Here is a 13,115-nt window from a genome sequence, read left to right as displayed (position 1 = left end):
GTTAACCCGGAAGGATACCGACAGGAGCCTGTACCAACTCCCTTACAGCCGCGGCGATTGCGTTGCTGTCAAATCCGCATTCTTCATAGAGTTCTTTCGGGCTGCCATGTTCCACAATCCGGTCCGGTATGCCCAGTATTTTTACGATATTGCTGTAACCGTGTTCGGCCATAAATTCCAGTACCGCAGATCCAAAACCACCTTTTACCGTTCCGTCTTCAACGGTAATGATTTTTTCATAACCGGCCAGCGCTTCATGCAGCAGGTCGGCGTCCAGGGGTTTGGCAAAACGCATATCGTAATGCGCCGGGCTGATGCCTTCACGATTCAGATCACGAATAGCAGCTGCCGCAAAATTACCAGGATGGCCGAAAGACAGTATGGCCACCTGCTGGCCATCTCTCAATTTCCGGCCCTTACCAATAGGTATTTCCTGCATTGGGGTCTCCCATTCGGGCAGTACACCCTGGCCCCGCGGATACCGGATTACAAAAGGCAGATTGGTGGACTCCAGCTGGGCGGTATACATCAGATTTCGCAGTTCACTCTCATTCATGGGAGCGCTGACAATCATATTGGGAATACAACGGAAATAAGCAATATCATAACAACCATGGTGGGTCGGACCATCATCACCGACCAGACCGGCACGATCCAGACAAAGTACCACTGGCAGTTTTTGGATGGCAATATCATGGATGACCTGATCATAGGCCCGCTGCATAAATGAGGAATAGATATTGCAGAATACCCGCATGCCCTGGGTGGCCATGCCGGCACTTAAGGTCGCCGCATGCTGTTCACAGATGCCCACATCAAAAGCCCGGTCGGGCATTTCCGCCATCATATATTTCAGGGAACATCCTGAAGGCATGGCCGGGGTAACAGCGAAAATCCGGTCGTTCTGCCGGGCCAGTTCAATGATGGTCTTGCCGAATACATCCTGGTATTTGGGTGGCTGTGGGGTTTCGAACTGCTTTTTGTAGATTTCTCCGGTTACCTTATCAAACAAACCGGGAGCATGCCATTTGGTCTGATCCTGTTCCGCCAGCGCATACCCCTTTCCCTTGGTGGTAATGATATGCAGGAGTTTGGGGCCTGGGATCTCCCGAAGGTCATTAAGGGTATCGATCAGTTTGCTGATATTATGGCCATCGATAGGTCCAAAATACCGCAGCTGTAAAGCTTCAAAAAGGTTGGCGCTGCTGCTGACCATACCTTTGATACCCTCTGTCAGTTTATGGGCCATGGCCCGTGTAAATCTTTTACCAACCGGCAGTTTACCCAGGGTATTCCAGACATCATCTTTAAATTTATTATAGGTTGGCGAGGTCGTAATATCGGTCAGGTATTCTTTCAGTGCACCGACATTGGGATCAATTCCGATGCCATTATCATTGAGAATGATAAGCATATCGGTATTCGCTACGCCTGCATGATTCATGGCTTCAAAAGCCATCCCCGCCGTCATCGATCCGTCTCCGATCACTGCGACGACTTTACGGTCAGCTTCCCCTTTGTAACGGGCCGCCATGGCCATTCCCAAGGCCGCTGAAATGGAGGTGGACGAGTGTCCTACGCCGAAGGTATCATAGATACTTTCACTGCGTTTCGGAAAACCACTGATGCCTTTGTATTTCCGGTTGGTCTCAAAAACATCCCGCCGGCCGGTAATGATTTTATGACCATAGGCCTGATGGCCCACATCCCAGACCAGCTGGTCATAGGGCGTCCGATACACATAATGCAGGGCCGTGGTCAGTTCCACGACACCCAGACTCGCAGCAAAATGTCCGCCATGGACACTCACCACATCAATAATATACTGGCGGAGTTCTTCACAGAACTCGTGCAGTTTCTCCAGGGGGATTTTCTTCAAATCCTCCGGAGAATTTACCGATTGTAATAAGGGACCGGGCGTGATAGTCATTCGGAATCAATTATCCTGCAAAAATAATAATTATTGTAATATGAGCCTGTCCCGCTCCGGTGGAAACACCGGCGCCGGGTTGCAGGCTCCAACCTGCTGTTAGTGACCTGTTTACGGCTTCCGGCCGCGCCGTACGGGAATAGCCCACCCCGCATTCCTTCACTGTCCGGTTCTTCAAGACCTGCCAATCCGGTATCCCTCACCCGGGGGCAAGAGGGCCTATTTCCGTTCATCCTTTAGGCGCTCAGGAACAGAAAAATTCCATTAGGTTTGTTCTATGTTTAACGGCAGGAAATATTACTGGATCTTCCAACTTATCGGATGGAGCTGTTTTTTTCTCTGGCAGATGTTTGGCGCCTGGTCTGTGGAGCGCATGAATACCCCGGAGGACCGGCTGCTGATCATTCAAAGGGCCGGAGGATTTACGGTAATGGGATTGATCATGACCCATTTACTACGTTTTACCGTATTAAAATTAAAAATTCTCTCCCGAAAACTCCCGCAGCAAATCTGGGCCTTTGTCTGGCTCACCCTGGCCACTTCTTTCATTACCGGATTTATTGAACTGTTTCTTTTCAAGGAACTTCACCTGCTTAGTAAGGGTGAGTCTATCATCATGAGCAGGTCCCTATGGTTGATTCTGCTGAACAACGGACTGGCCTGGTTTACTTTCCTGATTACCTGGAGTGCGATTTATTTTATATATCACTATGTATCGGCGTCTCAGAAAGAACAGATGGATCACCTGAAACTGAGATCTCATATCAAAGAACTGGAACTCAAAACCATAAAAGCCCATATCAACCCTCATTTCATTTTTAATTCCCTGAACGGCATCCGGGCCATGGTGGATGAGGATCCACGTCGTGCCAGAGCGGCGATTACCGAACTCAGCAATATTCTTCGCGGCGGCATCAATATTGACAAGTCTGACACCGTTCCGCTGACCGATGAGTTGAATATTATCAAAGACTATCTGGCGCTGGAACAAATGCGGTTTGAGAACCGGCTGACCGTTCAATATGATATTGAGCCGGATACCACCAGTCAGCAGGTACCGCCGATGATGTGGCAGATGCTGGTTGAAAATGCCATTAAACATGGCATCAGTCATGAAATGAACGGTGGACTGGTGCATCTGATCTCCAGGATCAACGGCGATCATATGGAACTTATTGTAGAAAATACCGGGCGCCTGAGCCACCGTCCGAACCATAATGGTTTCGGGGTAAAAAGTATCCATGAACGCCTGGAACTGCTTTATGGCAGTAATGCCTCCTTTGAAATTAATCAGGACGGCGACCATCGGGTTAAAGCCCTGCTTCGGTTGCCGGTTCAACCTTAAAGCTGTATATATGAAGACGCTTATTATTGACGATGAAAGACTGGCCCGTAAAGAACTCAGACAACTGCTGCAGCATTTTACAGAAATTGAAATTGCAGGAGAAGCTTCCAATGCCAATGAGGCAATAGAGAAAATCCGGGAACTGCAACCGGAATTACTATTTCTCGACATCCAGATGCCAGGTAAAACCGGTTTTGAAATGCTGGCAGAACTGGAAGCCGCTCCCCGGGTCATTTTTACCACTGCCTTTGATGAATATGCCCTGAAAGCATTTGAAGTCAACGCCCTGGATTATCTGCTCAAACCCATAGATCCCCAGCGGCTTGAAACGGCAATCAGGAAGGTAAACAATGAGTCACAGTCCGATCAGGAACATGCAGCAAACGGTGAATTATTAAACGAACAGAGCCAGGTATTTGTCAAGGATGGAGACCGTTGCTGGTTTATCCGACTCAGTGAAGTCCGGCTTTTCGAAAGTGTAGGTAATTATGCCAAGGTATTTTTCAATAATAATAAACCCTTAATTTTAAAGTCATTGAACGCTTTGGAAGAGCGCCTGGACCCGAAGGTTTTTTTTCGAGCCAACCGAAAACATATTATCAATTTACGGATGGTGGAAAAAATTGAACCTTATTTTAACAACGGATTAATCATCGAATTAAAAGGCGGTGAAAAAATTGAAGTCAGTCGTCGTCAAACGGTCAAGTTCAAGGAGAAAATGAGTTTATAATTCAGCGGGCCGGGATACACTTTAAAGCCGGAAAAAAATAGTTGGCGAAATAAAAACAACGAATTAAAAAATAAATACTGATGCAGTTAAAACAAATAATTACATTGGCCGCATTACTGGGTAATGGTATCCTGATGGCGCAATCCGCCACAGAAATACGGCAATCTGAAGTCAGCCGGGTGATTAATAAACTGGCTTCCGATGACATGCGGGGCAGAAAAGTGTACACGCCCCAAATTGATGAAGCTGCTGCATTTATTGCCACAGAATTTAAAAATGCGGGCCTGCAGCCGCTAATCGGCAGCAGCTTTCTGCAACGTTTTTCAACCATCAGCGCCACCCAGCAGGGCCTTACAGCCAGCGCCGGAAATCAGCAACTGGATGCCAAAAATTTTGTGGTATTAACCGCTTCCCCCGAAGTAACCATAACGGCCAATCAGGACTACCCTGTAAAACGCATTACGGCACAGGATAATTTTTTCGCCAAAGCGATGGAATATGCATCCGCCGGACAGAATGCAATTGTTTTGGTAGATACAAGCTTTGCCCAAAGATTTCCACGGCTGGCAGTATTAAAACGGAATTTCTTTAAATCAGCGGCCACCGTCGTTTTTGTTTCCGGGGATATCGATCTCAAGAATTTCAAACTGACAGCTACCCACCAAATAAAGGAACTTCAGTTATCCAATGTGGCGGGCCTCCTTACCGGGAACAAGCGTAAAGATGAATATGTCATTTTCTCGGCCCATTACGACCATATCGGCATTGGCCAGGCAGAAAATGGAGACAGCATCTACAATGGCGCCAACGATGACGCTTCCGGGACTACTGCAGTTATTGAATTGGCGAAATACTACGCGAAAAAAAAGGACAATGACCGCTCAATTATCTTCGTGGCTTTTACCGCTGAAGAAGTGGGTGGTTTCGGTTCCCAATATTTTAGCCAGCAACTGGATCCCGAAAAAGTGATGGCCATGTTCAATATTGAAATGATTGGGACCGACAGTAAATGGGGAAAAAACTCTGCTTATATAACAGGCTACGAAAAAACCAACATGGGAGATATTCTGCAAAAAAATCTTCAGGGGAGTGGTTTCAGTTTCCATCCGGACCCTTATCCCGACCAGCAACTTTTTTATCGCTCAGACAACGCCACACTGGCCCGACTCGGGGTTCCGGCGCATACAATATCCACTTCCAAAATGGACAGTGAACCCAATTATCATAAAGCCAGTGACGAAGTCAGCACCCTGGACCTGGAGAATATGACGCGGATCATTAAGTCCATTGCGATCAGTGCGCAGTCGATTGTCGCGGGAAAAGATACGCCGACCAGGGTTGATACCAGCAGCCTGCGTTAGTGTCAAAGTCTCAAGAGAAAGCACCGGATGCAATAAGTTTTTCTTAAAACGCCTCTTTTACAATCGCTGATGCCGCAATACCCAGTTTTGTTAATTCAGCTTCGACCGATTCCATCATCGCATCCGGTCCGCAGAGATAATAGTAGCGGATATTTTCATCAGCATGTTGTTGAATTAATGCGGCTGTTATATAGCCATGTTCATACGCTTCGGTTTGCTGCTGGGACAAAATATTAATAAAGTTAGCACCTAGCAGGTCCCTGAATGTATCTTCCAAAATAATATCTGCACTGGTCTTATTAGCAAAAATCAGTTTATTCTCACCGATTTTGCCTTCTTTTTCCAGGTACTTAAAAATGGCGATAAAGGGCGTCACACCTGCTCCGCCAGCCAGGAATATTCCAGGGCCTTTATAATGAATGTCACCAAACACTTCATGCAGTAACAAGCCGTCCTTTGGAACTAATGAAAGCAACTGTCCGGTAACACCATGATGATCAGGATAGGTTTTGATGGTAAACTCGATATGATCATCCTCCGGCAGAGAGGTAAAAGTAAAGGGTCTTAACTCCTTTTCCCAGCCAGGTTTGTCTATCGAGAGATCCACTGCCTGGCCAGGTTTAAATTGCAGGTTGCCTGGTTTGTCCGCCCGAATTTGCAGGACATCATGAGTTATTTTTTGAACCGATTGTATGGTAACGCGTTCCATATTTCTATGCTTTAGTCACCTGAATATACTATTAATTCTCCAGAGCAGCTGCCGATGCCTGTTTTTCGAACGGTAGATCGGACAATTAATAAGAATTCAATAGTGATTGCCTGATCCTATCCTATATCAATTCAAAAAACTTTAGCGATAGATTCGATCGGCCCTATATGAAATTAAGAAGCCGGCTCGAAGCCGGCTCCCTGGAAATTTTTCGAATTTTTACAATTAATTATTAGCAAATTCCTTTTTGATGATGTTTAACGCACCACCTGCAGCGAACCAGCCAATCTGTTGCATATTGTAGGTATGATTTACGGAGATTTCTTCAGAACTACCATCAGCATGATGTAATACTACTGTCAGCGGTATTCCGGGAGCAAAATCCTGCAGGCCGATAATATCGATGGTATCATCCTCCTGGATCTTATCATAATCAGCTTTATCTGCAAAGGTCAAACCCAGCATACCCTGCTTCTTCAGATTGGTTTCGTGGATCCGGGCAAAGGATTTTACCAGTACCGCACGTACACCCAGGTGGCGCGGTTCCATTGCCGCATGCTCACGGGAAGACCCTTCGCCATAGTTCTCGTCTCCGACAACGATAGTACCGATGCCTGCTGCTTTATATGCCCGCTGTGTAGTCGGGACGGGACCGTATTCCCCGGTCAACTGATTTTTAACGGCATCAGTTTTTTCATTAAAAAAGTTAATTGCTCCAATCAGCAGATTATTAGAAATATTATCCAGATGTCCTCTGAATTTCAACCAGGGACCGGCCATGGAAATATGATCAGTCGTACATTTGCCTTTGGCTTTGATCAGTAATTTCAGTCCTTTCAGGTCTTCTCCTTCCCAGGCTGCAAATGGTTCCAGTAATTGAAGCCGTTTGCTGGCCGGATCGACAATGACCTCTACGCTGCTGCCGTCTTCTGCGGGTGCCTGATAGCCCGGATCTTCGACCGAGAATCCTTTTGCCGGTAGTTCATCACCAGTGGGCGGATCGAGTTTTACGACTTCCCCGTTTTCATTTACCAGGGTATCGGTAATGGGGTTGAAGGTAAGATCACCGGCGATGGCCAGCGCGGTTACCAGTTCCGGAGATGCTACAAAGGCAAAGGTATTGGGATTGCCGTCTGCGCGTTTGGCAAAGTTGCGGTTAAAGGAGTGAACAATGGTATTCTTTTCTTTCCGCTCAGCACCTACCCGGTTCCACATACCGATACAGGGGCCGCAGGCATTGGCAAAGACTGTGGCGCCAATTTTATCAAAAGTATCCAGAAATCCGTCTCTTTCAATGGTGTAACGCACCTGCTCGGATCCAGGGGTTATGGTAAACTCGGCCTTGGTCTTCAGGTTTTTTTCACTTACCTGTTTGGCCAGAGAAACGGCCCGGCTGATATCCTCATAAGAAGAGTTGGTACAGCTGCCTATCAGACCCACTTCCACTCTGGTGGGCCAGTCATTGGCGGCGGCCACTTCTTTCATTTTGGAAATAGGCGTCGCCAGATCTGGCGTGAAGGGCCCGTTCAGGTGCGGCTCCAGTTCATCGAGGTTGATCTCAATCAACTGATCGAAGTATTTTTCAGGAGAAGCATATACTTCCGGATCTGCAGTCAGTTGATCAGCGATTCCGTCAGCCAGTGCCGCAATTTCTTCCCTTCCGGTAGCTGTAAGGTAACGGCTCATACTTTCATCATATCCAAAAGTGGAAGTGGTAGCTCCTACTTCTGCACCCATATTACAAATGGTACCTTTCCCGGTACAACTCAGTGATTTGGCACCTTCACCAAAATATTCGATAATACATCCGGTACCGCCTTTTACGGTCAGCACACCGGCTACTTTTAAAATAATGTCTTTAGGAGCTGTCCAGCCATTAAGTTTGCCCGTCAGTTTTACACCGATCAATTTTGGCATTTTCAGTTCCCAAGGCAGTCCGGCCATCACGTCACAGGCATCCGCCCCACCTACACCAATCGCAACCATACCCAGACCACCGGCATTCACTGTATGACTGTCCGTTCCGATCATCATGCCTCCGGGGAATGCATAGTTCTCCAGAACAACCTGGTGAATAATGCCCGCACCTGGTTTCCAGAAACCAATTCCATATTTATTCGATACGGAAGCCAGAAAATCATAGACTTCCTTGCTTTCCTTATTGGCATGTTGCAAATCGGCAGATGCACCGGTTTCTGCCATAATCAGGTGGTCGCAATGTACGGTCGACGGTACGGCCACCTTACTTCTACCCGCCTGCATAAACTGCAACAGCGCCATCTGTGCTGTGGCATCCTGCATAGCTACCCGATCTGGTGCGAAATCCACATAATCTTCTCCCCGCAGATAGGCTTTGCTGGCAGCTTCGGTAAGATGGGTATATAATATTTTTTCGGTAAAACTGAGTGGACGGCCGAGTAGGGCACGGGCGCTGTTTACTTTTTCTTCAAATGATGCGTAAACTTTTTTAATCAGATCGAGATCGAATGCCATTTCTTTTATATGTTTTTTTAACTAAATATGAAGGTTCCTTTAGCAATGGCGCGAATTTACATAAAATAGAGGGATTCTATTGACTATTTTTCAGCAAACGATTGCATGAAATAGCCTTAATCCACTCAGGATCAACAGCAATACCAGAACGCCCGTCACCCGCATTAGCAAATTGATTCATGTCAATTCATGGGCGCTCGTATGAAATTTTCCTAAATTACTCTACTTTTGCAGGGTTAATCTTACCATTCATCATATTTTCAACCATGAACCAGCTAAAAAGTTTTGTCGAATGGAACGCTTTTGGCGTTTGTTCATCCATAGGTGACCGGCTGCATATATCTCCCTGCCGTATTCGCCAGTATTTTATTTATTCCTCCGTGCTGACGATGGGTTCCCCTATTATTATTTATATGGTGCTTGCATTCTGGAAAAATATGAGAAACTATATCTATTCTTCCAAAAGAAATCCCTGGTACTATCTTTAACCAGGTTTATAAAACATTGGAATCATTTTTCTTCCTGACCCACAAACTTTTACGCTTCTAATTTTTGTTGGGCAAAAAATCCCTTTTAGGCTGTAACATTTCCCGGAGATTTGCTATTATTTATTAAAGGGAATGATATACTATTGAGTTTGACTGCCGAAATAGCATTGGATGAACAGGTGGAGCGCTGTCGCAGGGGCGACAGGAGGGCTTACCATGAAGTGTACCAGAAATATGCCCGGCCGATGCTGAACAGTAGCATGCGGGTATTGAATAATCTGGCAGATGCTGAGGATATGGTCCAGGAGGCGTTTATTGATGCCTTTAATTCTCTGGATCGTTTTAGCTATAAAAGCAGTTTTGAAGCATGGCTGCGTCGAATCGTTATTAACAAATCCATCAGTCTCATCAGAAAAAGGAAACTTTCGTTTTCCGATATTGATGTCTCAGGAATTGAGGAGACAGAGGAGGATCTGGAAGGAGAAGAATCGTCGTTCCAATATAACGTCGAACGTATTAAACAAGCTATCAAACAGTTACCCCAAAATCACCGGATCATTTTCAACCTATATACAATCGAGGGGCTGCCCCAGGAAGAAATCGGCCGGATGTTGAACCTGAGTCATAACAATGTGCGTACGATTTATCATCGTGCCCGGAAAAAAATACAGGAGCTTATCAGTTATGAGCAAAAAAACTAGTAAACTGGAATCTTTTATCGAAAGCCATAAAGAAGCTTTCGATGAATTTGAACCTTCGGAAGCTTTATGGCACCGAATTGAAAGAGCGTTGCCGGAACCGAAGGAACAAAAGGGCCGGGTCGTTTCCGTCAGAAGACTCTGGCAGGTCGCAGCGGCAGCAGCGGTGATACTGGGGGGCATTTTCCTGATTTACAGGATGAACCCATCCTCTTCAAATCCGGGTGCGGAACTGACCTCCCAAATAAATGACAGTGCAAAACAGCCGGATCCGATATTGCCAAAGGAACCAGAATCTACAATAGTTGCTGTAACGGTCGACACGCCGGTGCAGGAACTGGCTGAAGGCGGCCGGAGACAACAACCAACGGTAGTGGATCCGCGCCCGCAAATATCCCAGGAAGAACTATATCATTATTCCAGGCTGATCGAAATCAAGCAAAGCCAGATGGAAGCACTCAAAAAAAGTGAACCGCTACTGTATAAAGAATTTGCTGCGGATATGGAAATGCTGGAAACTTCCTATGGCGCTTTAAAACACCAGTTGGATGAAGGTGTGAACAATGAGAAAATTCTGGAAGCGATGATCGGCAACCTTAAAATGCAATCCGAACTGCTGAACCGCCAACTGGAGATACTTAAACAAGTTAAAAATGAAAAGCAAAATAATGAAAAGTCATTTAAGAATTTATAGCCTGCTGTCGCTCCTGTTACTGGCGACCGCAATTTCAGCAAAAGCGGGCAATATTGAGAAAACAAAAAAAATCAGTAAAACCTATGCCCTGAGCCAGCAGCAGGGTGTAAAAATTACCAATAAGTTCGGTAAAGTAGACATACGGACCTGGGAGCGCAATGAGGTTAAGGCCGAAGCTACCATACGGGTTACCGCCAGTAGTGAGCAGGCCGCGCAACAGTTGCTGGATAATATTCAGATTCAATCCTCCGACGGCAACCCGGTTAATTTTACCACCAGATTCTCAGGAGGCCAAAACAGACAGTCCAAAAACTCTCAGATTCATATCGACTATGTGGTTTATATGCCGGCCAGAACGGATCTGGAAATTAAGAATGAATTTGGGAATACCAGGATCCCGGATTGGACGGGCAACCTACGGATTGAACAATCCTTTGGTGATGTAATTACCGGCAGACTGTCGGGAGAACCGGATATCCAGGTAAAATTTGGCACACTCCGCTCCTCATCGATCCGCAACGGGGACATCAAGATTTCCTATTCCGATCTGACAATCGAAGGTCTCCAGGGTATCATCAGTGGGAAAATAGATTTTTGTAAAGTAGTGTCGCTGGGCCTCGAAAAATCTTTGGAACAACTCGATCTGAAGATATCCTATTCAGATGTCAAACTTAATTTAAATGAACTCAATGACCTCCAATTGGATATCCGTACCAATTTTGGAGATGTCCAGAACAAGTCAGGTATTCATCTGGAAGAAAATTCCAAATCAGGCAACCACGGTCCCAACTTCAATAAAAAATTTAGCGGTAAGCAGGGGTCGGGAAAAACTGAAATCAACATTTTCAATAGCTTTGGCGATATCATACTACTATAGGCTTTCAAATTAATTGAATCAAACCGAACAGAACGACCAACCATACCAAACAAAGTTCCCTTCCCAACATTTTCTTATCCCAGCTTCAATTTTTATAAAACATGCCGTTAAACTCAAAAGTCTTTCGCTTTTGGGATCTAAGGGAGGAACCGTTTCTGTAATATATGCACAACATCAGTTTAGGATGTAAAACCCTGTAGGGGACTTGCGCGTACACGTGTGGAGCGATAGTAAGAATTATAGCTTTTCCAGAGCAGTACCCCATAAAAAAATGTGGCTGCTGTCTAAAGCCCGCCACATTTTAAAATCCTATTCCAGGTTCAGTTATTTTGCGAAAGCGTGTTTATAGCCCTGAACCCTGTTCCAGCCGCCCCGGGTAAAATCAGGAATGGCTACAGGCGCACTGCCATTATCCAGAGAAATTGCGGTCAGTTCTGTCAAACAACACCATTCCGCCAGATCATAAACATCCATATCCAGGGGAAGCCCGTTCTGCAGGCAATATGCCAGCCGATAGTCCATAATAAAGTCCATGCCACCATGGCCCCCTACTTTCTTGGCCTGCTCTTCCAGTTCCTTTTGTATGGGGTGTTTGTATTTCTTCATTAAGGCTTCTTTCACTTCCTTGGGCACAAAACTGTGGGCACTCAGTTTCTCATGATTTGGCGCCACATCGGAGGAAGCCTGATCAGCACCAATTGCATAGCCTTCCAGCGGATACTTATTGGCAAATCCTTTGGTACCTGTCAGTTGGTACATCCGGGAATAGGGCCGCGGCGTCATTACATTATGCTGTATTTGAATGCTCTTCCCTTTTTCGGTCTTGATCATGGTAATGGTTTGATCACCGTTTCGAAACTCCGTGGGATATTCGCCTTTCATTTTTTTCCACTTCTCCCGACCATTGAAAGGATCAGTATCCACTGCTACCAGATAGTTCATTTTATCACCGCGGTGGATGTTCAAGGCCTGACAAATCGGACCAATACCATGGGTAGGATAAACGTCACCGCGATGTTCCCTGGCATAATCCAGCCGCCAATTGTTCCAATAAGCATCCCAAAATTCCGACAGATCATGAATATAGGCGCCTTCGCCATGAATCACTTCTCCGAATACGCCCTGCTGGGCCATGTTCAGCGTAGTAAGTTCAAAAAAGTCATAGACGCAGTTTTCTAGCATCATACAATGCTTACGCGTACGTTCCGATGTATTGATCAGCGCCCAGATATCGTCCATATTCATGGCAGCAGGCACTTCAATTGCAACGTGTTTGCCGTGCTCCATAGCATATAAAGCCATCGGCACATGGTGCTTCCAGTCGGTAGCAATATAAACCAGATCGATATCGTCTCTTTCGCATAATTTCTTCCAGGCATCTTCAGCCCCTGAATAACCTTCGACACGGGCTACCCCCCTTTTATCCAATATTTTTTGAGCATTCTCGACCCGCTCGGGACGCAGATCTGCCAGCGCCATAATTTTAGTATTGGGAATATGGGTCCAACGCTCCACCGCACCCGGGCCCCGCATACCCAAACCGATAAAGCCCACCCGGACCAACGGTATCTTCGGCGCTGCAAAACCCAGCATATCCTGCTGACCGGCAGGCCGGGCCGGCACCGGAACTGCTATTTGTTTCGCGACACCTTTGGTTGCGGTTCCCGATACAGATCTGGACGTGCCACATCCCTGAAACAAAAATGCAAATGAAGCCAGTGCAATAGTTAAAATCTTCAATTTGTTCATAATATTACTTTAGATGAATTTATTAATTCTACCCAGTTTGA

At 46.1% G+C, this 13,115-nt stretch carries 11 protein-coding genes; 7 read left to right on the top strand and 4 right to left on the bottom strand.

Annotated features, from left to right (window positions below; genetic code table 11):
- Position 1 precedes the first annotated feature (1 nt).
- The gene (dxs, locus tag ACYVI9_RS04350; protein ID WP_460761177.1) at positions 2 to 1,930 is read right to left on the bottom strand and encodes a 1-deoxy-D-xylulose-5-phosphate synthase; all 1,929 of its coding nucleotides are present in this window, start codon (positions 1,928 to 1,930) and stop codon (positions 2 to 4) included.
- Between the two features lie 277 nt (positions 1,931 to 2,207).
- Here dxs and ACYVI9_RS04345 point away from each other — a divergent pair, with 277 nt between their 5' ends.
- From ACYVI9_RS04345 to ACYVI9_RS04335, 3 genes are all read left to right on the top strand, one after another.
- A complete protein-coding gene (locus tag ACYVI9_RS04345) occupies positions 2,208 to 3,275 on the top strand; it encodes a sensor histidine kinase (RefSeq protein WP_460761174.1) in 1,068 nt (355 codons plus the stop codon).
- A 10-nt stretch (positions 3,276 to 3,285) separates the two neighbouring features.
- On the top strand, positions 3,286 to 4,005 hold the full coding sequence (locus tag ACYVI9_RS04340; protein ID WP_460761171.1) for a LytR/AlgR family response regulator transcription factor: 720 nt from the start codon (positions 3,286 to 3,288) through the stop codon (positions 4,003 to 4,005).
- Between the two features lie 80 nt (positions 4,006 to 4,085).
- The gene (locus ACYVI9_RS04335; RefSeq protein ID WP_460761168.1) at positions 4,086 to 5,366 is read left to right on the top strand and encodes a M28 family peptidase; all 1,281 of its coding nucleotides are present in this window, start codon (positions 4,086 to 4,088) and stop codon (positions 5,364 to 5,366) included.
- A gap of 43 nt (positions 5,367 to 5,409) precedes the next feature.
- Here the strand turns inward: ACYVI9_RS04335 and ACYVI9_RS04330 are convergent, their stop codons facing one another.
- On the bottom strand, positions 5,410 to 6,075 hold the full coding sequence (locus tag ACYVI9_RS04330; RefSeq protein ID WP_460761166.1) for an FAD-binding oxidoreductase: 666 nt from the start codon (positions 6,073 to 6,075) through the stop codon (positions 5,410 to 5,412).
- A 225-nt stretch (positions 6,076 to 6,300) separates the two neighbouring features.
- Positions 6,301 to 8,568, bottom strand: coding sequence for an aconitate hydratase (locus ACYVI9_RS04325; RefSeq protein ID WP_460761163.1), 2,268 nt, complete (start codon positions 8,566 to 8,568; stop codon positions 6,301 to 6,303).
- Positions 8,569 to 8,834: 266 nt separating this feature from the next.
- Between ACYVI9_RS04325 and ACYVI9_RS04320 the strand changes: the two genes are divergently transcribed.
- From ACYVI9_RS04320 to ACYVI9_RS04305, 4 genes are all read left to right on the top strand, one after another.
- On the top strand, positions 8,835 to 9,056 hold the full coding sequence (locus ACYVI9_RS04320; protein WP_460761161.1) for a PspC domain-containing protein: 222 nt from the start codon (positions 8,835 to 8,837) through the stop codon (positions 9,054 to 9,056).
- 149 nt (positions 9,057 to 9,205) lie between these two features.
- Positions 9,206 to 9,757 carry an RNA polymerase sigma factor gene (locus tag ACYVI9_RS04315; protein ID WP_460761159.1) on the top strand — a complete coding sequence of 184 codons (552 nt, stop codon included), beginning with the start codon at positions 9,206 to 9,208 and terminating at the stop codon, positions 9,755 to 9,757.
- Positions 9,741 to 10,448, top strand: coding sequence for a hypothetical protein (locus ACYVI9_RS04310; protein ID WP_460761156.1), 708 nt, complete (start codon positions 9,741 to 9,743; stop codon positions 10,446 to 10,448). Before ACYVI9_RS04315 ends, ACYVI9_RS04310 begins: the two co-directional genes overlap by 17 nt.
- Positions 10,408 to 11,325, top strand: coding sequence for a DUF4097 family beta strand repeat-containing protein (locus ACYVI9_RS04305; protein WP_460761154.1), 918 nt, complete (start codon positions 10,408 to 10,410; stop codon positions 11,323 to 11,325). Before ACYVI9_RS04310 ends, ACYVI9_RS04305 begins: the two co-directional genes overlap by 41 nt.
- Positions 11,326 to 11,649: 324 nt before the next feature.
- On the opposite strand, the gene ACYVI9_RS04300 is transcribed toward ACYVI9_RS04305, so the two are convergent.
- Positions 11,650 to 13,074 carry a Gfo/Idh/MocA family protein gene (locus tag ACYVI9_RS04300; RefSeq protein WP_460761152.1) on the bottom strand — a complete coding sequence of 475 codons (1,425 nt, stop codon included), beginning with the start codon at positions 13,072 to 13,074 and terminating at the stop codon, positions 11,650 to 11,652.
- Between the last annotated feature and the right edge of the window lie 41 nt (positions 13,075 to 13,115).

The sequence above is a fragment of the Niabella terrae genome, assembly GCF_054783135.1.
Note: the sequence above shows the minus strand (reverse complement) of the source record. Positions and strands in the feature narration are given on the sequence as shown.